The following is a 21,063-nucleotide window of genomic DNA, read 5'->3' on the forward strand; positions in this document are numbered from 1 at the left end:
GGAGATAACATGAAGTTATTCAAAGCGACCATTACTGCATTATTAGGGCTAGCCATCGCTATGCCTACAATCGCGAAAGAAGATGTCGCCACACCCAATGTAGATCAAATCAAAGAACGAGGCACTTTGCGCGTTGGTATGTCAACATTTGTACCTTGGGCAATGCGTAACAAGCAAGGTGAGTTAATCGGTTTTGAAATCGATGTTGCCAAACGCTTAGCACAAGATTCAGGTTTGAAAGTGGAATTCGTACCGACTGCGTGGGATGGCATTATTCCCGCACTACTGGCGAAAAAGTTCGACGTGATCATCGGTGGCATGTCGGTTACGCCTGAGCGTTCCAAAAGCGTCTTGTTTACTGAGCCCTACTCGCACTCAGGCGTTCAAGTAGCAGCAAACAAAGAACTCGCCTCTGGTTTTAGCGAATTTTCGGATTTTGACTCACGACGCGTAAAAATTGCGGCTCGTCGCGGCGCATTCACCGTTCAAGTAGCCAGAGAAACCTTCCCGAAAGCGAAGATCCTGCAATTTGATGACGACGCGCAAGCGTTCCAAGAGGTGCTGAATGGTAACGCCCACGCGGTCATTGCTTCTAGCCCAAAACCAGAACATGAGACAGTGAAACACAGCGACAAACTATTCCTTCCATTCTCTGAGCGACTATCACAAGGTAACGAAGCCTTTGCAGTTCGCTTGGGGGAAGAAGATAAAAAGGCCTTTTTCAATAAATGGATTGAAGCAAGAACCCAAGATGGATGGTTAAAACAACGTTATGAATACTGGTTCTCGACATTAGATTGGCAAGATCAAGTCGCGCAAGGCCAGTAATCTAAATGGCTCGTGGACGCCGCGAGCCTATACTCTCCAATCATCCATTTTACTTTTCCATAACTTATCGGAGTCAAATTTTTGGGCGAACACACTACCACTCGCACAGCACCCGCGAAATCCAGCACAGGCTACCTTTTACCGCAATTAAACACACTAGACTGGATACTACTTGTTATGTGCGGTATCGGTGGTGTTTGGCTGTACCATCGGTCCGCTGTTGGTGTGCATTATTTGTGGCAGTGGAAAGAGGCGCTTGAATTACTTTTCACGCCTAGAGCAGATGGTGGTTTGCCCTACTTCTTCCAAGGTTTGATTTCGACGTTAAGGCTCAGTATTTGGGGCATCAGCTTCGCATTAGTGTTTGGCACTTTGTTAGGCTTAGCACGCTTCTCTCGTTCCGTTTGGTTGCGCACACCTGCCAATGCGTTTATCCAGTTAGTGAGAAACATCCCTCCGTTGGTGTTTGTTTTTATTTTCTACTTTTTCATTTCTAACCAATTGATCCCGTTACTCGGTTTGGAAGATCTTCTACGAAACTACAACGGCGAACCAAATGCGCTACAGCGCTTTCTGTTTGGGCCTTCTAACCTTTGGGAAAACCTTGCCTCTGGCGTGTTATGCGTCGGCTTACTCTCTTCTGCCTACATTGCAGAAGTTGTGCGCGGTGGTTTACAAAGTATCGACCAAGGTCAGTGGGAAGCGGCTGACTCATTGGGCTTGTCTCGATGGGTGAAATACCGATTTGTTATCGCGCCACAGGTGCTTAAATCAATAACACCTGCACTTGCCGGTCAAACCATCTCTTTGGTGAAAGACACCTCTATTGTTTCACTGATTTCGATACAAGAAATGACGTTTGTTGGGACAGAGATGGCAAATTCATCAGGGTATATATTTGAAATTTGGTTGATTGTCGGCCTTGCTTACTTCTTAATCTGTTTTGGTCTGTCACTTATTTTCCGCCATATTGAAGCAAAATCGGAAGCCATTTCAAATTAACTCAACCGCATATGTAATTAGGCACATTTGATTCTTCAAATCAGAATTGCACCCTGTTACATTGGCAAGATGCTAAATTTTCGGCGTTTTTCATGGAGTTAAAGAATCAATCCGACTACGAGCGATACATAAAACAAGATAATCTTGGTGAATATTACGTAGTTCTCAATCAATTCACTTTTCACAGTGTTTATCAGCCAATTTTTGATAGACGCCAACGTATTATTGGTATGGAAGCCTTACTGCGTATTCGTGGCATTGATGGTTCCCTAATTCGTCCTGACGTGTTTCTGGCCAATAATGGTCTTGATCCCTACTTTCGCTTATGTGTAGAGTTTTTATCTAGAGCAATGCACATTCGAAATTTCGCACGCTATTTCGCAGGGACGCCGATCAAACTGTTTCTTAACGTCATGCCTCAAACGCTACTCACACTAACCAAAGACATGGGCTTTAAAGATAACGGCCTGCTTTACAAACGCCTTTCCGAACTTGGTATGAGCCCATCAGACGTAGTTTTTGAAGTAGTCGAAGAGTCATGCGGAGATACGGATTTATTAATCAAAGCCGTACAGTTAATGAAAGCAAATGGTTTTATCTTTGCTATCGATGATTTTGGCGCCCAACATTCTGATATCGCACGTGTTCAGCAGCTCTGCCCTGACATCATCAAAATCGATCGTTCCTATTTACTAGACTACTGCGCCGGAGAAACCTTTTCCATACATAGCGCCGTTGATCTAGCGGATCATATGGGAGCAAAAGTCATTATAGAAGGGGTTGAAGAAGACGTGCAGCTACAAGCTATGTATCAACTTAATTTGGATTATTACCAAGGCTTTTACTTAGGAAAGCCTTGCGCCATTCATCACTGGACAGATAGCCTAAACATCGAGACGACAGTGCATTAACACTACCCACTTACAGCACAGTGAAACCAAAAAAGCGCCGATATAATATGCTCGGCGCTTTTTAGTTTTACTCAGATGTCACTTATTTAGTTAAGCGTTCATTTCCCTAGAAAAAATCAATAGAATTACGTCCACTCTTCGGATCACGAGTGGCTTGCGGTTTGTCTTCTTTTTTGCCTTTCTTAGCAGACTGAGACAACGCTTCTTTCTGCGCTTTACGCTCTTTATGTGCCGCTTTACGGCCTGTTGATTTAGGCCCAGAGGCTTTAGGTGACTTACTTTGACGAGACTTATCTTTACGAGAAGACTGCGCTTCTTTTTTCGCTTTCTTTTCTGCTTTTTGCTCTGCCGTTTCAGGTTCGGTTACTGGCGCATCGCAAACCACAACATAATATTCCTGGTTAAACTCAAAAAAGTCACCATCATACATCTTGCGGCGCTTACGTGTTTCTAGTTCACCATTCACCGCAACGTAGCCTTCCTCGATGATATGTTTTGCTTCGCCGCCACCGCTGACCAAGTTTGCGATTTTAAAAAGCTTGTACAGTTCGATTGGATGCGCATCAACATCGATGCCAATCGCTTCGATCTCAATCTCTTCGCCTTCTAAATACTCTTCGTGGTCGTAATCTTGGGTCATGTTACTTACTCTTACTATTTGATGCCCTGAAGTTTAAACGCAATGCTTAAAAATAGAAACCTCTGCCGATGTTCAATCACCGATTCGCCTTGGCGTTTGAGCACCTCTTAACCCATTTAACTTGTCGCTTGTTAGCTTGTATACCGATGCGTAGCTCAAACGAAGATGCAATTACGCAACCTGAAGGTATATACTCTCTAAGTTATTGTTGAAAAGAGCGAATACTTTGTCTCAACCAAGTAGAATTACCTTTGTCACTGCGAACTTGTTTAATTTTGTCGCACCGCCTAACGCCTACTATGATTTCGAGAACATATACTCGTTAGAGCAATGGCGAGACAAACTTTCGTGGACGCAACGTCAAGTTGAAAAACTGGAAGGCGACGTGATTGGCTTACAAGAAGTATTCAGTATCGAGAAGACCCAGGCATTCTTTTCAACCATCGGCTACCCCTACTTTGCGACCGTTGACACTCCACATGTTGAGGATGAGTACATTTACTCAAGCCCTGTTGTGGCAATCGCATCTCGGTTTCCAATAGAAAAAGTACAAGCGGTAGAGTTTGACTTAGCAACGCTTAAACCTTTTGGAGTAAGTGTTGCTCCAGAGTTCAGTCGCAAACCCATCTATGCCCAAGTAATACATCCTGTACTTGGTCATATCGCCGTTTACGTAACGCACCTGAAATCTCAACGCCCGGCCGACTCAGAACAACCAGAAACGTCTAGCACGATTATTGGGCGCTGGTTATCCACCCAGCAAAGAGGCTGGGAAGCAGCGATGTTAAGAGACGCGATGCAAAAGAGGTATCGAAAAGAACCAATGCCGACAGTGTTAATGGGCGATATGAATCAGCCTATCACTCCTATCAGCGTTAACAGCGCATTGGTATCCAATACTGGTGACAGCGTCACTGAATTACAACTCAAAGATGGTTGGTTATTGCAAAGTGACACCCTGAAGGATGAACGCCCAGCCACGCACTATCATTTTTCCACTGGGAATGTACTCGACTATATCTTGCTCTCACAAGAGTTTGACACCTTATCAGATATATCGGTTGCCGAGGTTGTTGACTATCAGGTGTCTAACCAACATCTGATCAACCCGATTTATGACAGAGATAAAAACGCCAGCGACCACGCATTTGTGGCACTGACGGCTGAAGTAAAGCTTTGAGCAACCTATTTAGTTACTTAGTGACGTTTCACAATTTTACGCGGGATAAGTTCTACGCCAGGCTTGTAACGCTTGGCGGAAGCATTGAGTGCTAACTCCATTGCGCTGTCCGCGATCAACTCAAACTGTTGAGGCAAAGAGTTGATTTTCACAGGCAAAAAGTCCAGCAGTCGATTATCACCAAATGTCGCTAAACGCACCTTTCCCATCAGTTCTGGTTTTTCTAGCATTACATCCAACACACCTTCTAACAGTGTGTATGACGTTGTAACAATGGCATCTGGCAATGCGTTCTCTGTTAACCATCTCTCTAAGACTTTCTTGCCTTCTTCCCGGGAGAAGTGTTGTCCATAACCCACTGTTGCCGTTTTACCACCTTGTTGAGAAGCAGATAGAAAACCAAGCTCACGCTCTTTTGAGACTTGAAGATCTTGCAATGCACCGATTAAGCCAATGGACTTAATATCCTCTGACAGTACTGACTGAGTGAGTTCAAGTGCGGCATCAAAATCTTCGCTGATGACACAACAAAAGTGCTCATCATCCATTGGACGGTCTAGCGCGATAACTGGCGTACCAGAATTTTGCAACTTAAGATAATACTCGTTTGCAGTGGGCATACCACTTGCCACAAACAACGCATCAATACGACGACTGACTAATGCTTCCGCCACCTTTTGCTCTGTATCAGGATCATCATCAGAGCAGCCAATCAAAATTTGGTACCCCGCCTTCCGAGAGTTCTGCTCTATCAGCTTTGCAAGACGCGCATAACTGGTGTTCTCTAAGTCTGGGATGATAAGCCCAAATGAGCGTGAATTACCTGCCCGCAAGGAAGACGCCGCATGATCTGGCTTATAATTGTACTCTTCTACAACGGCCATCACCTTTTTCTGAGTCTTCTCGCTGATGCGGTATTTCTGCGCTTTTCCGTTAATCACATAGCTTGCAGTTGTCTTAGAAACACCCGCTAATTTGGCTATTTCATCCAGTGTCATATTCTAAACCTTATTCTGTGCGCGCGATCATATTAATACATCAACGATCTTTCGATAAGTTGAATTATAAGCTGAACCGATTCAGTATAAAAGCTGAAAGGATTCAGCAAAACTTAAAAATTGACGTAAATCACCCGAACACGCAACAAACCAATTTGTGAGCTAGGCTATAGGACAGCGGCAAAGGCTCGTTTGTTAACGTCAGTTTTTAAAACAGTTTTTCTGAGTCTTTTAAAAAATTTACCAACAAGCTGAATCGATTTAGCTTGAAATATAAAAGGTTTGAGGAGTGATAAGCGCTCAGAAGAAGCGGCGTTCAACTTCTCACACAGAATACATTTTTAAATTGATACCTTAAGGCTGGAGAAGCACCATGCTTAAGCTAAATAAGAACGACATTACCCTCTCGCAATCAGCGACAGATAAGTTTGAAGCAATAAAGAGTATTGCTCATAGCCTGACTGATAAAGGCCTAGTTGAACACGGTTACGTTGAAGGCATGCTAAACCGTGAAAACCAAAACTCTACGTTTTTGGGGAACGGTATTGCTATCCCACATGGCACGACTGACACTCGCTCAATGGTGAAAACAACGGGTGTTGCTGTGCATCACTTCCCACAAGGTGTCGACTGGGGTGATGGCAATACTGTGTTCGTCGCTATCGGTATCGCAGCTAAATCTGATGAGCACCTTGGCATTCTTAAACAGCTCACCAAAGTGTTAGGCGCAGATGGCGTAGAAGAGCGTCTGCGTAATGCAAAAAACGAAGACGAGATCATCGCCCTACTGCACGGTGATGTTCAGCTTGAAGCAGACTTTGACGCTTCTTTAATTCAACTCATGTTCCCTGCGAGCGACATGCTACAGATGAGTGCTGTTGCTGGTGGTCTGTTAAAAAATACGGGATGTGCTGATAACGAATTCGTTGCTGATCTCGTTACCAAACAACCAACTCACTTAGGTAATGGCCTGTGGTTAATTGGCAGTGACAAACATGTCACTCGCACAGGCGTGTCATTTGTCTCGACGGCAAACGACTGCGAATATGAAGGTCAAAAAGTGCGTGCACTTGTCGCGTTCGCAGCATGTAACAATGCTCACCAATCTATCCTAAAAACGCTTTCTAATATTGTGTTTAACAATGAACACGGCAAGCTTTTAGATGCATCAGTAGAACAGATTCTTGCTTTGTTCAAAGGTGAAGAAGTCACAGCTGCATCTTCAGAAGAAGGCAATACCGCTGTATTTAAAATCAAAAACTCTCACGGCCTACATGCTCGTCCGGGGGCAATGTTAGTCGCAGAAGCGAAAAAGTTTGAATCCACTATACGTGTTGCCAACCTAGACGGAGATGGAAAAGCAGTAAACGCGAAGAGCCTAATGAAAGTTATCGCGCTGGGCGTTAAGCACGGTCACCAACTTCAATTTACAGCAGAAGGTCCTGATGCCCCGCAAGCCTTGGAGTCTATCGGAAATGCAATCGCTTCTGGCCTTGGTGAAGGTTAAGGATCCGATATGACAAACAAAACAAATAAGGTTGTCACTATTACGCTCAACCCGGCATTGGATTTAACAGGTTCAGTAAATGAACTAAACGTTGGTTCCGTGAGCTTAGTACAGCAAAGCAATCTCCACGCTGCAGGTAAAGGTGTCAACGTAGCAAAAGTGTTGAGCGATTTAGGCGCAGATGTCACGGTTACCGGCTTTCTTGGTAAAGATAACCCTGAGCTATTCCATCAGCTTTTCAATGACATCGGCGTTAAGAATGAGTTTGTAGAAGTACAAGGTGCAACTCGTATCAACGTCAAGCTCGTTGAGGCTAATGGCAACGTCAGTGATATCAACTTCCCTGGTGTTCAAGTTACGGCAGAAGAAATCGCGCGCTTTGAAGAAACCCTATTCCGCCTTGCTGAAACACACGATTACTTTGTATTGGCAGGCAGCCTACCGGGCGGTGTTACTGCAGAGCAATGCGCTGCATGGATAGAAGCACTGCATCAACAAGGCAAAAAGGTGTTGTTCGACAGTAGCAAAGCCGCATTGAAGTCAGGTATTGATGCTCACCCATGGTTGATTAAACCTAACGATGAAGAACTTGGTGATTTTGTTGGCGAACATCTAGCAACACCTGAACAGTGCCAAGCTGCAGCGCAAACACTGAGCGACAAAGGCATAGAAAACATCGTGGTTTCTATGGGACCTGACGGTGTTATGTGGCTCAACCAAGGCGAATGGCTTAGTGCAAAACCGCCTCGAATGCATGTCGTGAGCACCGTTGGCGCAGGCGATACGCTGGTCGCTGGCTTGTGTTGGGGCCACATGCAACTGATGCCTAAAAACGATTTATTGCGCTTCGCTACGGCACTTTCTGCTTTGGCAGTTAGTCAAGTTGGCGTAGGGCTAACCAGTCAGGAAGAACTGGAAAATATCAAGCGACAAACTGAAGTTAGCGCGCTTTACCCTATTACAAACTTAGAACAAAACTAAGGAACAGAAGGTTATCGTATGAATATTGCCATTATTACTGCCTGTCCGAGCGGTGTAGCAAATAGCATCCTTGCGACAGGATTACTAGAACAAGCCGCCGCAAAATTAAACTGGAATGCCAAAATAGAATGTCAATCAAGTGTGGTTGAACCAACACTATTGACGGAAGCTGACGTTGAACAAGCAGAAGTCATTGTCATTGCGGCAAATACTAGCGTCGACACTTCTCGTTTTGTAGGAAAAAAGGTTTACCAAGCGGAAATTAGCGAAGTAGCAAAAGACGCAACTGCGTTTCTCCAGCAAGCGGTTGAAAACGCCACTTTACTTGAAAAAGCAACCACACTTGCAGCCCCTATCACTACAGATACAACATCAGCATCAAAGAAGATTGTTGCAATCACGGCATGCCCTACTGGCGTTGCGCATACCTTTATGGCGGCAGAAGCTTTAGAAGAAGAAGGCAAGCGTCGTGGCCATCAAATCAAGGTGGAAACTCGTGGTTCAGTTGGCGCTAAAAACCAACTGACTGAGCAAGAAATTGCAGATGCCGATCTGGTGATCATTGCTGCGGATATTGAAGTGCCACTTGATCGCTTTAACGGCAAAAAGATGTACCGCACGAAAACAGGCCCAGCTCTGAAAAAAACAGCCGAAGAGATGGACAAAGCATTCGAGCAAGCCACGATTTACCAACATTCAGGTTCTGCAAATTCTGCTTCGGCAGCAGACGAGAAGAAAGGCGCTTACAAACACTTGATGACAGGGGTATCGCACATGCTGCCTGTGGTTGTCGCTGGTGGTTTGATCATCGCCCTATCGTTCGTGTTTGGTATTGAAGCATTTAAAGAAGAAGGCACACTAGCAGCAGCCTTGATGAACATTGGTGGTGGCTCTGCATTCGCATTGATGATTCCTGTACTTGCTGGCTATATTGCGTTTTCAATCGCTGACCGTCCTGGTCTGGCTCCTGGTCTTGTTGGTGGTATGCTAGCAAGTTCAACGGGTGCTGGTTTCCTAGGTGGTATCGCAGCTGGCTTCATTGCCGGTTACGCAGCGAAACTCCTCGCAGATAAGGTGAAACTGCCACAATCGATGGAGGCGCTTAAACCGATTCTGATCATTCCATTTGTAGCAACATTGTTCACTGGTCTTGTGATGATCTACATCGTAGGCGGCCCAGTTTCAGGCATCATGAACGGCCTGACTGACTTCCTAAACAACATGGGATCTGACAGTGCAGTACTACTGGGTATTATCCTTGGCGCAATGATGTGTTTCGACCTAGGAGGCCCGGTAAACAAAGCCGCTTACGCATTTGGTGTTGGCCTTTTGGCTTCACAAACTTACGCGCCAATGGCGGCAATCATGGCCGCAGGTATGGTTCCTGCGCTAGGTATGGGTTTAGCGACCTTCATTGCGAAGAACAAATTTGAACAAAATGAACGTGAGGCAGGTAAAGCATCATTTGTCTTGGGCCTTTGTTTCATCTCTGAAGGCGCAATTCCATTTGCTGCGAAAGATCCAATGCGCGTGATTCCATCTTGTATGGCAGGTGGCGCACTTACTGGTGCCCTATCGATGCTATTCGGTGCGAAATTAATGGCACCACACGGCGGTCTATTCGTGCTGCTAATTCCTAACGCAATTTCACCAGTATTAATGTATTTAGTGGCTATTGCAGCAGGTACAGCGGTAACTGGCTTTACTTACGCATTCTTAAAAAGCAAAGCAGAAGCGAAACAAGAAGTCACAGCTTAATTAGAGCGACTCCGGTTAACAATGCCACCCTCGAATTTGGCATTTAGCACCTCCCTTTAATTCCGGTTAAGGGAGGTGTTTTTTATTCCGCAGCCGGAACGGCTACAATGTCTACTTCCCCACTGCTCATATCCACCGTTGCTTGATAAGCGCTATGCGGGTCACCGTAGTGCTTGAAGGTAAAGTGGTAAACGTTAGCTGGCGTCCACAAGGTTTTTGACTCTGCGGGCAGAATGTCATAGCCGTCTTGCTGATAAAGCTCTGTCGCCATTACATTTGCGATTGCCGCCTGCTGGTTAGCGTCTCGATCAACCTTTGGCTCTAATGACGGATTACTTGGATAAGATTCACCGTTGTAACTCATGAGTCGATAGGAGCCATTACTCCAAACGATAAAGTCCTGCCAACCATTACTGTAACTGTCGGCTAGTACAATAGGCGTGCGAGTTACCGACATTCGATTGATAACTTTTCCCTCATTATCAAACATATATGCAGCACAGCCACCACTACCACAGAAATAGCGATCTTGAAGCAACACTATGTATTCTGCCTTGCCGTCGCTGTTTAGGTCGGCGCTACCCGATAGATAACGTAGATTGTCTTGCTCGAGCGACAGCCCTTCAGAGGCTAAAACCTTACTATCAATCCAACTGGAAATGACTTCAGCACTAACACTGTTGACTTTAGGGGCAGGTTGTTTGGTTTCTGTCGGCATGCTATCCGTCGCGGTGCAGCCAACCAAGGTGAAAGAACCAACGAAGAAGAGTCCGTTTAATATGCGCTTATTCATGTAATCTCAATCTTTGATGTGTCGTTACATCAGTATACGCATGATTTGCATTGTAATCTTAAGAAAATCATTAAAATCAAGCAAATGAATGGTTTGGTATATATTAGTAAGATCAAAAAAGCCCCGAAGAAAACCTTCAGGGCTAGGCAGGAAGCTGGCAAATAGCCAGGAGTCCCTATGCAGTGGTCGGTTTTACCCTAAACAGAATTGCAAACATCACTGGCACCACTATCAGTGTCAGTACAGTAGCAAAACCAAGACCTGCCATAATCGTTATTGCCATCGAGCCAAAGAAGGCGTCGAAGACCAGTGGAATCATCCCCAAGATAGTTGTTAGCGCAGCCATACTTACCGGACGAACGCGGCTTATCGCACTATCGACAATCGCGAGGTAAGGATCTTTACCTGACTCCAACTCAAGGTTTATTTGGTCAAGCAACACAATACCGTTTTTCAAAATCATGCCACTTAGGCTTAACAAACCAAGGAATGCTGTAAAACTGAACGGCATGTTCGTGGTAAGCAAACCAAAAGCAACGCCAATGATCGCTAACGGAACGGTGAACCAAATGACCAACGGCTTTTTGATTGAGTTAAACAGTAAAATAGTAATGATGAACATCAACAAGTAACCCATCGGCAATGAACCGAATAGGCCTTCTTGTGCATCTTTGGATGATTCGTACTCACCACCCCATGTGATTTCGTATCCTTCTGGAACATGCAATGCCATCACTTTAGGCTGTACACGAGCAAATAAGCTTGCTGCCGTGTCGTCACTCAACACATCATGGTCCGCGAGAACGGTTAACGTACGCTTACGGTCACGGCGCTGAATTAGCGGCTCACTCCAATCCAGTTGAACGCCATCAATCACTTGATCAACCGGAATATACGTTTGCAACGAAGGACTCCAAATGGTCACGTTTTGTAGTGATTCAAAATCTACGCGTTCTTCTTCAGGAAGGCGTGTCATAATTGGCAACGTATGTGTACCATCACGCAAGTAACCTAAGGTGCTACCACCAAACGCCATTTGCAGTGTGCTTGAAAGATCTTCTTTCGAAATACCTAAGCGACGAGCTTTAGACTCATTGAAAACGGGTACAAGTTCCTTGGTGCGCTCTCGCCAATCGTGACGAATGTTTCGAGCACCAGGGTCGGTATGAAGGATGTCTTCAACTTGCACCGCCAAGTCACGTAAAACTTGTGGTTCAGGGCCAGTAATACGCGCTTCGATCTTAGACGCTGGTGATGGACCAAATTCCATCAATTTAAACTGGAACGTAGGCGCATCAAATGTTTTCGCCAGATTCGCATCTAACTTATGCAGTAAACCAAACATTTTCTCACGATCAGTCGCGCGAACTTGGAACTGCGCGTACGCTTCGTAACTTTTTTCTGGTTGATAGGTTAAAGCAAAACGCTGTAGGCCCTGCCCAATCGAAGCAGAAACAAAGTCAATATCATCTTGCTGACGAATGTAGCTTTCGACCTCTTCAGCTTTTTTAATCGTTTCACGGATGTCAGTACCCTCTGGCATCCACATATCCACGTAGAACATCGGCGTATTCGATGGTGGGAAGAACTGCTGTTTTACATTACCAAATGCCACGACAGCACCCACTAATAGCGCCACCATGCCAGCAACGGTAAGCCAGCGGAATCGCAATGCAAATTTCAGCGATGCCCCAAATACGACAAACAACCAGCCTTTATAAGGATCATCTTCGCTAGTACCCTGCTCTTTGCTTTCCTCTTTCAACAAAAGATCGGCAAGGAAAGGCGTCAGTGTAATAGCGGTAATCCAGCTTAAAAATAATGAGAAACACAGCACCCAGAATAGAGAGCCCATGAACTCACCTGTCGCATCTTGCGACAAACCGATAGGTGCAAAAGCCGTAATTGCAATAACAGTTGCGCCCAGCAAAGGCCATTGTGTTTGCTTTACAATATCGACAGCCGCTTGAACTTTGGTACGCCCTTTCTTTAGGCCAACCAATATGCCTTCCACGACAACAATCGCGTTATCAACCAGCATACCCAAGGCAATAATTAACGCGCCAAGAGAAATACGATGCAGTTCGATGTTGTTGTAATTCATCAAAATGAAGGTACCAAATACCGTCAATAACAACACAACTCCAATGATGACACCACTGCGTAAACCCATAGTAAACAGCAACACAATGATTACGATCGCCACTGCCTCCGCTAGACTAATTACAAACGCTTTAACAGATTCATCCACCTCATTGGCTTGGTTGTAAAAGTAGTTCATATCGATGCCAGCAGGCTTGATAGACTCTAGGCTCGCGAGCTCCGCATCCAAACGTTCACCAACCTCAACCACGTTCACACCCGATGCAAACGAGATACCGATATTAATCGCTTTTTGACCGTTAAAGAGTACGACGTTGCTTGGCTTCTCTTGAATACCGCGAGAAATCGTTGCTACGTCTTTTAGACGAATTAGATTTCCTGTGTCACGGCCATGAATGATCAGATTTTCTAGTGCTTCTACAGTGTTTAAGGTGCCGCTTGGGCGAATAACAAGGCTTTCGCCATTGACCATCACTTCACCTGCTGAAACCACATTGTTTTGCTGGTTCAACAAGCTCGAAACCACATTCATGTCTAAGTTCAGTGCAGCAAGGCGATCAAGTGAGATCTCAACGAATAGCATTTCTTGCTGATCGCCCGTGATGTCTACCTTACCAACACCATCAACAAGCTCGATTTCACGGGTCAGGTAATCCGCATAACGTTTCAGCTCTACATAGTCGTAATCGTCACCAGTGAGCATTAACATCACGCCATAAACGTCACCGAAATCATCAATGATCTGTAAAGACTGAACACCTTGAGGCAATGATGGTCGTAAATCATTAATTTTACGGCGCATTTCATCCCAAATTTGCGGCAGTTCATCAGGACCATAGTCCATTTCCATGCTCACCGTTATTTGAGACATACCATTAGAAGACGTAGAGGTAATTTTGTCGATATAAGGGAGTTTTCGAATCTCTTTTTCTAGAGGATACGTCAGCTCTTCTTCAACTTCTTTTGACGTCGCGCCAGGGTATGTTGAGATGATCATGGCATCTTTGATCGTAAATGCCGGGTCTTCTAATCGTCCAAGCTCCAAAAATGACGTTAAACCACCAACAGCAAGGATAATAATGAACAACCAGCTGATGACTTTGTTTTTTATTGAATACTCAGCAATGTTCATTATTGGTTATTCTCCACAACATCCACATGTTTACCTTCGCGTAATTTACGCAGATTTGAATTAATCAGAATATCGCCCTGGCTAACACCTGACGACACAATGGCTCCATTGCCATTCACTTGAGAAATCATGACAGGCACTCGTGTGACAATGTCACCTTCTTTTTTCCACACAAAGAACTCATTCCCTTCACTGCCTGCTTGAAGCGCCGTGACAGGAACACTGTAACCATCAATAGAGGTAATGCCCGCCTTCACCATATCGACCAAAACGCTTACGCTGGTTCCCGGCAATATCTCTGTTTTTGGCTGTGGCATCGTCAAGTACATTTCGTAGGTTTGAGTTTCAGCGTTGGGTTCACTTGTGTGCTCTAAATAGTCCAAAGCAAATCTGCCATCGATGCCGGAGAAGGTTGCTCTAGGCTTGTAGCTCATGCTGTCTGAGTTTGGGTCTACCATCGCTAAAACATTGTCGGAAAGCTCAATACGCACGTAAACCAAATCGTTTTGGTATAGGTTTAACACGGGTTCACCAATTGCCACACGCTCAAAACGTTCTTTGAAAACATCGGATACTTTACCGGCGAACGGGGCGAATAAACGGGTGTAATTCAATTGATTGGTCGCGTTATAGAAAGTAGCCTCAGCTAGCTCTTTATTGGCGGTTAGCTCATCAAGTTCCGCTTTTGAAATCATTTGACGTGCATGCAAGTCTTCACCGCGTTTAAGCTGACGAATTGCGAGTGTGTATTGTGCTTCTGCGTCATTCACGGCTTGCTTCTCTTTGCTATCATCTAGCTTTGCGATCATTTGCCCCTGCTTCACAACGTCACCCGCTTTAACCAATACGTGCTGAACTTCCCCAGCGCGGCGAAATGCCATTGGCGTTTGCTCTGCAGGCACTACTATGCCTTTGAACGCGCGATGTTGACTTTGTACTGGTGCATCCACCGAGATAGTCGACACAAAAAGTGGCTGCTCGACGATAGCTTGGTTTTCATTTTTGCACCCTGTTAAAACTGCAAGTGCAATCGCAGAGATCGTAAGTAGAGAACGTTTCATTAAATGCCTCCCTCACGAACCCAAGCTTTCACCACTTGTCCTTCAACCAGTCTCTCAACACCAGCAATAACAACGTAATCATTGTTATCAAGCCCGGCTTTCACACCACCTGCTGCGTCAAGTGACACAGTGACTTTATTGACCTGCTGCGTGCTTCTGTCCATTACCCAAACTTCACCTTGCGTCCCATTTTTGTTGACCCAAGCAGACTGAGGTAACGTCATCGCGTCCGATACATGTTGTTTAGCAATGTGTACCTGCCCAGTCATACCTGTCAGCAAATTGCGATCTTCTGGTCGAGTGATGGTCACGATCGCCTCATAACTATTGGTATCGATGTTTGGCTGCGTCGAAATTTCTTTAAATTGCCCAGGAATACGTTTTCTTGGCTCGCTATCCATCGTCACCCACATATCGGAGTTTTGCAGTGACTCAAGTGATACAGATTCCGCATAACTTACTGGCAAGGTGAAAGATACATCCAACGTCGTGTTATCAATGAGATTCAAGATCTCCTGCTTCTCTGCGACTACTTGAAACGGGTTGACATAGGTATATGACACAATGCCATCAAACGGTGCGTGAATTTTGGTATAGCTCAAATCGGTTTTAGCTTGTTCGTAGTTCGCCAATGCCGCTTTATATTGAGTTTCTTTCTGATCGTACTCATCAGTACTAATGAGTTTTTTTCCGTAAAGGTTTTTCGCGCGGTCCCATTGTGTTTTCGCTAACGCGTACTGCGCTTGAGCGGCATCTAACGCAAGCTGAAGATCTTTAGGGTCTAACGTTGCGAGCACTTCACCTTTTTGGACTTTTTGACCCATGCGTACACGTAATTCATCAACCTCTCCACCAACCTGAAAAGAAAGCTGCGCGCGATGTGTTGCATCAATACGCGCTAAAAAGGCGTGCGAGTCTTCAAGTTCTAGGTCTTTCACCGCCAGTAATTTTACAGGTTTGATTAAAGGTTCAGACGGCTCAGAAATGGCTTTATTACACCCAGTTAGCATCCCAGAAAGACTTAATGTCACCACTGCGCCAACTAAAGTGCGCTTTAAATATTGTTTTCGCACCCGCTTTCTCCGTAGGTTTTATATATTACACAGCCGTGCAGTATAAGCAGAATTTGAAATTGATCAACATATTTTCCAGATGGATAGCAAATTAATTAGTCAAAGCGTTCGGTTTCTGGTAAAAGTAAGCGCGTGATTAATATTCGGGAAAATTCGAACTATGAATGAAAGAAAGCAGGGGCGTAGAAGTGCTGAAGCAGCAGAACAAACTAAGTGTCTGATCCTTAAAGTGGCAGCAGATATGTTTTGTGAACTTGGTTACGAGCGTGTCTCGCTGCGCAATATCAGTGAAAAGGCTGGTGTTTCACATAGTTTGATCCGTCACCACTTCGGTAGCAAAGAGAAAATCTGGCAAGCGGTTAGCGATGCAATGGACGAGTTCATGCAGTGCTATATGGCTGAACTCATCAATGAAATGCCGGAGAACACACCTTCGAATAGAAAAATTTATCTGTTTATGGTTCGCATGCTAGCATTTGCTCTCGTCAATCCTCACCCAGTACAGATGATCGCCGATGCCATTCGACAAGGCGATGACGGTGCTCTGCTGCAGTATTTCTTAAAATCAAAAGATGAGTTCGCTGCAATATTTACCGGAATTTTCGAGCAGTACAACAGCGAAAACCCTAATGCACAATTTGATCAGTGGGAATCAAAGTGGCAAATGTTGATCTTCGCACATGGTGCTGTCAGTCTCGCGCCAATGATGCAAGAAACATGGCCGGATATTGCAGATAATCGCGAAAAACTGCTGATCAAGCATTGGGAATTGTTTAATACCATTATGGCCTCTCAATTTGGGATCCCAAAAGAAGAGATGATTCATCCGGAAAAGCTTGAAGATATCGTTATTGATATGTGCTGTACTATTGATGAAGCAGTAAACTAAAAGTAAACAAGCGAAAAGAAGACATAAAAAATGCCGAGCTACAAAGCTCGGCATTTTTGTTTCAATTCGTTTTAACCACGGTAGTAACGTTGTGGTACGAACGGCATTTTTTCAACTGTCATTGGTAGCATTTTACCACGCACTTCAGCGAACACTTCAGTACCAATCGCCGCCAAATCCGCACGAACATAACCCATTGAGACTGGCTTACCTGCGTTCGGACCCGCCGTACCGCTGGTTACAACGCCAATTTTAACGCCGTCGGCATCAAACAGTTCAACACCTTCACGCACTGGCGCTTTGGTTTGACCTACTAGACCCACACGCTTACGCGCCACATCTTTAGTCTCAATCTGCTTAAGAATAATGTCTGCGCCAGGGAAACCACCTTCACGTTCACCACCAATACGACGAACTTTTTGGATACCCCATAGCAAGCTCGCTTCAACAGGTGTTGTTGTTGTGTCTAGGTCATGACCGTATAGACAAAGGCCACACTCAAGACGAAGTGAATCACGAGCACCAAGGCCAATCCATTCAACTTCATCTTCCGCAGTCAGTTTACGTGCTAGCTCTTCCGCTTTGTCAGCAGGAACCGAGATTTCGTAACCGTCTTCGCCTGTATAACCACTACGAGAAACAATGCACTCGGCGCCTAAAATATCGACTTTACGAATATCCATGAACAGCATTTCAGAAACTTCTGGTGCAAAACGCGCCAATACAGCCGCCGCTTTAGGGCCTTGGATTGCAAGTAGAGCTCGGTCTTCGATAATTTCTAGCTCAACACCAGATGGTAAATGCGCTTGTAGGTGTGCGATATCTTGCGCTTTACATGCTGCGTTCACAACCACAAACAGATGATCACCTAGGTTAGCCACCATCAAGTCGTCCATGATGCCGCCCTCTTCATTAGTGAAAAAAGCGTAACGCTGTTTACCAGACTCAAGATCCACAATATCCACTGGGACTAATGTTTCTAGGAACGCAGCTGCACCGTCACCAATTAGGCGAAGCTGTCCCATGTGAGAAACATCAAACAGACCTGCCGCATCACGAGTATGTAAGTGTTCCTTCTTTACGCCTAGAGGATACTGAACAGGCATATCGTAACCCGCGAACGGGACCATTTTGGCACCAACTTCAACGTGAAGTGCGTGTAGTGGTGTTTTCAGTAGTTCTTGAGTCATTTTCGTCTCCATTTAGATAGACCCGAGAATGCTATCGGCATTCGATGTGTTTCCAATAATAAACATGGCTCATTCTATTTTGCACGAACAAGACGTAGATCGACTTGCAAAAGTGTGACTCTTAACATTTTAATCACAACAAATCGTACAAAAAAAGCGCTTTAATGAGCAAGTTCTCATCAAAAAAGCGCTTTTTCATCATAACGACCACCAACAGCAATCGTTTGCTTTCACTATAGGAAATTTACAAGTATTTATCACTATTTGGCTGTCACCCACAAAATGAGCGCATCTTCCTCGCTAACACTGGTCAACATATGTCCCATATTTGCATCGTAATAAACGCTGTCTCCCTCGCTTAAAACAACAGGTTCGTAAAACTCAGAATAGAACATAACCTCGCCAGATAAGATAAGTAAAAATTCTTCGCCGTCATGACGAACCCAGTCTTTATATTCATCAAAACTACGAGCTCGAATTTGGCTCTTAAACGGCATCATTTTCTTATTGGAAAGTTGTGTCGCGAGCAGTTCATGTTCATAGGTTTGTGTTGGGTGTGGTTTACCTTCATTCTTCTTGGTAACATCCCTGCGCCCTGTCGCTACCTTTTTTCTAGGTGGCTCAAAGAGTTGTGGCATGTCAATTTGTAAGCCTAGTGCCAATTTTTGCATCGCTTGAAACGTCGGGGAGATCTGCTCATTTTCTATTTTGCTCAGTGTAGATCGAGCAAGCCCTGTTCGCTGACTCGCTTCTTCTAATGTGATACCGAGTTTCGAGCGGATATCCTTAATACGCTGGCCCAGTTTTAACGGCTCGATATTTTGGTCATGTTGCTCTTTTGCCAACGTCATCGATGGGTATTCATCGTAAATACTTTCTGCCATAAATCCCTCTATAGATATCCATATTTTTTGTCTTACTCGCATTGTGCATGAAGCACATAGTGGATAGAAGTCCACCAAGTGAATTAAAGCGTGCTCTTGTTAACAAATTTTGAAATCTTGTTTCCTATAGGAAATTTTTGGTTGATTGTTCCCGTCACAGGCGCTATGTTACCAACTTGTTAGATGTAGAGATGCATATTTCCGTAAGAGATTGGTAAAGGAAACACGCAATCCAACGGAGTTTTTGCCCAAATTTAGGGCCGGATGTTCACTCTGTTCTGCTACGCAGTTCAGCTGTTTTTGAGGACAAATGAACCACAACCGCAAATCATAACTCATCTATTGCGGGTTCATTTTCAGATTTGGAAGGTCAACTACCATGAATAAGAGTTACCCTAACCACAGCTTGGAAAACTTTTTCTCTACCAACCTCTCTGCGACAGATGATGCTGTCTTTGCTGGAATTCAAGCGGAATCCGCTCGCCAAAACGAACAAATCGAACTTATCGCTTCAGAGAACATTGTTTCTAAAGCGGTAATGCAAGCTCAAGGCACATGCCTAACAAACAAATACGCTGAAGGTTACCCAGGTCGCCGTTACTATGGTGGTTGTGAGCACGTAGATACAGTGGAAGCCATTGCTATCGAACGCGCAAAAAAACTTTTCAATTGTGAATACGCAAACGTTCAACCACACTCAGGCGCACAAGCAAACGGCGCAGTAAAGCTGGCACTGCTTCAACCTGGTGACACCATTCTTGGTATGTCTTTAGACGCAGGTGGTCACCTGACGCACGGCGCACGCCCTGCACTTTCTGGTAAATGGTTTAATGCAGTTCAATACGGTGTTGATCGCGAAACACTAGAAATTAACTACGAAGATGTTCGTGAGCTTGCACTTGAGCACCAACCTAAAATGATCATCGCAGGTGGTAGCGCTATTCCACGTACTATCGACTTTGCAAAATTCCGTGAAATCGCAGACGAAGTAAATGCAATTCTTATGGTCGACATGGCGCACATCGCTGGTCTTATTGCAACAGGCGCACACCCTAGCCCACTGCCACACGCACACGTTGTTACGACTACAACACACAAAACATTGCGTGGCCCTCGCGGCGGTATGATTCTTACTAACCACGAAGACATCATTAAGAAAATCAACTCAGCCGTATTCCCTGGCCTACAAGGTGGCCCACTGATGCACGTTATCGCAGCCAAAGCGGTCGCATTTGGTGAAGCGCTTGGCCCTGAATTTAAAACTTATATTGATTCGGTGATCAATAACGCAAAAGTCCTAGCGGAAGTATTGCAAACTCGCGGTTGCGACATCGTAACTGGTGGCACAGACACGCACCTAATGCTGGTTGACCTTCGTCCGAAAGGGTTGAAAGGCAATAAAGCAGAAGAAGCTCTAGAGCGTGCTGGGATCACATGTAACAAAAATGGCATCCCATTCGATACAGAGAAGCCTATGATTACATCGGGCATCCGTTTAGGAACGCCTGCGGGTACAAGCCGCGGCTTTGGCGCTGAAGAATTCAAACTCATCGGTAATTGGATTGGTGACGTACTGGACGGTTTAGTGAACAACCCTGAAGGTGACGCAGAAGTTGAAAAACGCGTTCGCAAAGAAGTAAAAGAACTTTGCAGTCGCTTTCCTCTATACCAGTAAACGATTTTTTTGAAATCATAATAATTCCTGACAAGTTATTCGGAGATTAAGCAATGGACAAAACACTGAAGTTTGCAGATAGCCACGAGTGGGTACGTGACAACGGTGACGGCACAGTAACAATTGGTATTTCTGAGCATGCACAAGAAATGCTAGGTGACGTGGTATTCGTTGACCTACCAGACGTAGAAGACGAAGTTGAAGCAGGTGAAAGCTTCTCTCTCGTTGAATCTGTAAAAGCAGCGTCAGACATCTACGCACCAATCACTGGTGAAATCGTAGAAATCAATGAAGAACTAGAAGACAGCCCAGAGCTAATTAACGAAGAGCCGTACGAAGGTGGCTGGATCGTAAAAGTGAAGATGTCTGATGTATCTGAACTAGATAACCTGAAAGACGCAGACGAATACCTAAACTCTATCGAAGAAGAGTAATTAGGATGTGACGAAAGCTGTTCC

The 21,063-nt window shown here is 44.9% G+C and carries 18 protein-coding genes; 10 read left to right on the plus strand and 8 right to left on the minus strand.

From position 1 onward, the window contains the following. The first annotated feature begins 9 nt into the window (after positions 1-9). From J4N40_RS18695 to J4N40_RS18705, 3 genes are all read left to right on the plus strand, one after another. Positions 10-828 (plus strand): transporter substrate-binding domain-containing protein, encoded by an 819-nt coding sequence (locus J4N40_RS18695; protein WP_086047417.1) that lies wholly within the window; start codon positions 10-12, stop codon positions 826-828. 81 nt (positions 829-909) lie between these two features. Then, positions 910-1,830 (plus strand): amino acid ABC transporter permease, encoded by a 921-nt coding sequence (locus J4N40_RS18700; RefSeq protein ID WP_053303584.1) that lies wholly within the window; start codon positions 910-912, stop codon positions 1,828-1,830. A gap of 92 nt (positions 1,831-1,922) precedes the next feature. Beyond that, positions 1,923-2,741 carry an EAL domain-containing protein gene (locus tag J4N40_RS18705; protein WP_017820958.1) on the plus strand — a complete coding sequence of 273 codons (819 nt, stop codon included), beginning with the start codon at positions 1,923-1,925 and terminating at the stop codon, positions 2,739-2,741. A 106-nt stretch (positions 2,742-2,847) separates the two neighbouring features. On the opposite strand, the gene J4N40_RS18710 is transcribed toward J4N40_RS18705, so the two are convergent. Next, positions 2,848-3,381: an RNA-binding S4 domain-containing protein gene (locus tag J4N40_RS18710; protein ID WP_005376400.1), complete on the minus strand. Its 534-nt coding sequence runs from the start codon at positions 3,379-3,381 to the stop codon at positions 2,848-2,850. A gap of 226 nt (positions 3,382-3,607) precedes the next feature. Here J4N40_RS18710 and J4N40_RS18715 point away from each other — a divergent pair, with 226 nt between their 5' ends. Next, positions 3,608-4,561, plus strand: a complete 954-nt coding sequence (locus tag J4N40_RS18715; protein WP_171345663.1) for an endonuclease/exonuclease/phosphatase family protein — start codon at positions 3,608-3,610, stop codon at positions 4,559-4,561. Between the two features lie 17 nt (positions 4,562-4,578). Here the strand turns inward: J4N40_RS18715 and cra are convergent, their stop codons facing one another. Next, positions 4,579-5,559 carry a catabolite repressor/activator gene (cra, locus tag J4N40_RS18720; protein WP_062730994.1) on the minus strand — a complete coding sequence of 327 codons (981 nt, stop codon included), beginning with the start codon at positions 5,557-5,559 and terminating at the stop codon, positions 4,579-4,581. Positions 5,560-5,932: 373 nt separating this feature from the next. Here cra and fruB point away from each other — a divergent pair, with 373 nt between their 5' ends. From fruB to fruA, 3 genes are read left to right on the plus strand one after another with little or no spacing between them, the layout of a single operon-like run. Further along, positions 5,933-7,066: a fused PTS fructose transporter subunit IIA/HPr protein gene (fruB, locus tag J4N40_RS18725; RefSeq protein WP_025767801.1), complete on the plus strand. Its 1,134-nt coding sequence runs from the start codon at positions 5,933-5,935 to the stop codon at positions 7,064-7,066. Positions 7,067-7,075: 9 nt separating this feature from the next. Then, a complete protein-coding gene (pfkB, locus tag J4N40_RS18730) occupies positions 7,076-8,047 on the plus strand; it encodes a 1-phosphofructokinase (RefSeq protein ID WP_042520798.1) in 972 nt (323 codons plus the stop codon). A gap of 18 nt (positions 8,048-8,065) precedes the next feature. Then, positions 8,066-9,805 (plus strand): PTS fructose transporter subunit IIBC, encoded by a 1,740-nt coding sequence (gene fruA, locus J4N40_RS18735; protein WP_171345662.1) that lies wholly within the window; start codon positions 8,066-8,068, stop codon positions 9,803-9,805. An 82-nt stretch (positions 9,806-9,887) separates the two neighbouring features. Here the strand turns inward: fruA and J4N40_RS18740 are convergent, their stop codons facing one another. From J4N40_RS18740 to J4N40_RS18755, 4 genes are all read right to left on the minus strand, one after another. Then, entirely contained in the window at positions 9,888-10,598 is a 711-nt protein-coding gene (locus J4N40_RS18740; protein ID WP_171345661.1) for a COG3650 family protein, read from the minus strand. A 175-nt stretch (positions 10,599-10,773) separates the two neighbouring features. Continuing rightward, positions 10,774-13,833: an efflux RND transporter permease subunit gene (locus J4N40_RS18745; protein ID WP_171345660.1), complete on the minus strand. Its 3,060-nt coding sequence runs from the start codon at positions 13,831-13,833 to the stop codon at positions 10,774-10,776. Further along, positions 13,833-14,894 carry an efflux RND transporter periplasmic adaptor subunit gene (locus tag J4N40_RS18750; RefSeq protein WP_005376420.1) on the minus strand — a complete coding sequence of 354 codons (1,062 nt, stop codon included), beginning with the start codon at positions 14,892-14,894 and terminating at the stop codon, positions 13,833-13,835. Before J4N40_RS18750 ends, J4N40_RS18745 begins: the two co-directional genes overlap by 1 nt. Beyond that, entirely contained in the window at positions 14,894-15,967 is a 1,074-nt protein-coding gene (locus J4N40_RS18755; protein ID WP_104976115.1) for an efflux RND transporter periplasmic adaptor subunit, read from the minus strand. Before J4N40_RS18755 ends, J4N40_RS18750 begins: the two co-directional genes overlap by 1 nt. A 160-nt stretch (positions 15,968-16,127) precedes the next feature. Here J4N40_RS18755 and vdeR point away from each other — a divergent pair, with 160 nt between their 5' ends. Continuing rightward, on the plus strand, positions 16,128-16,856 hold the full coding sequence (gene vdeR, locus J4N40_RS18760) for an efflux transporter transcriptional repressor VdeR (RefSeq protein ID WP_005376423.1): 729 nt from the start codon (positions 16,128-16,130) through the stop codon (positions 16,854-16,856). Positions 16,857-16,927: 71 nt separating this feature from the next. On the opposite strand, the gene gcvT is transcribed toward vdeR, so the two are convergent. Next, positions 16,928-18,046: a glycine cleavage system aminomethyltransferase GcvT gene (gcvT, locus tag J4N40_RS18765; protein ID WP_017820967.1), complete on the minus strand. Its 1,119-nt coding sequence runs from the start codon at positions 18,044-18,046 to the stop codon at positions 16,928-16,930. A gap of 260 nt (positions 18,047-18,306) precedes the next feature. Then, entirely contained in the window at positions 18,307-18,930 is a 624-nt protein-coding gene (locus tag J4N40_RS18770; protein ID WP_005376429.1) for a helix-turn-helix domain-containing protein, read from the minus strand. A gap of 379 nt (positions 18,931-19,309) precedes the next feature. On the opposite strand from J4N40_RS18770, the gene J4N40_RS18775 reads away from it, so the two are divergent. Together J4N40_RS18775 and gcvH are read left to right on the plus strand one after the other, a co-directional pair. Next, on the plus strand, positions 19,310-20,605 hold the full coding sequence (locus J4N40_RS18775) for a serine hydroxymethyltransferase (RefSeq protein WP_005376430.1): 1,296 nt from the start codon (positions 19,310-19,312) through the stop codon (positions 20,603-20,605). A gap of 53 nt (positions 20,606-20,658) precedes the next feature. Then, entirely contained in the window at positions 20,659-21,039 is a 381-nt protein-coding gene (gcvH, locus tag J4N40_RS18780; RefSeq protein ID WP_005376432.1) for a glycine cleavage system protein GcvH, read from the plus strand. Positions 21,040-21,063 lie beyond the last annotated feature (24 nt).

The organism is Vibrio sp. SCSIO 43097 (assembly GCF_023650755.1).
Lineage (GTDB): Bacteria > Pseudomonadota > Gammaproteobacteria > Enterobacterales > Vibrionaceae > Vibrio > Vibrio alginolyticus.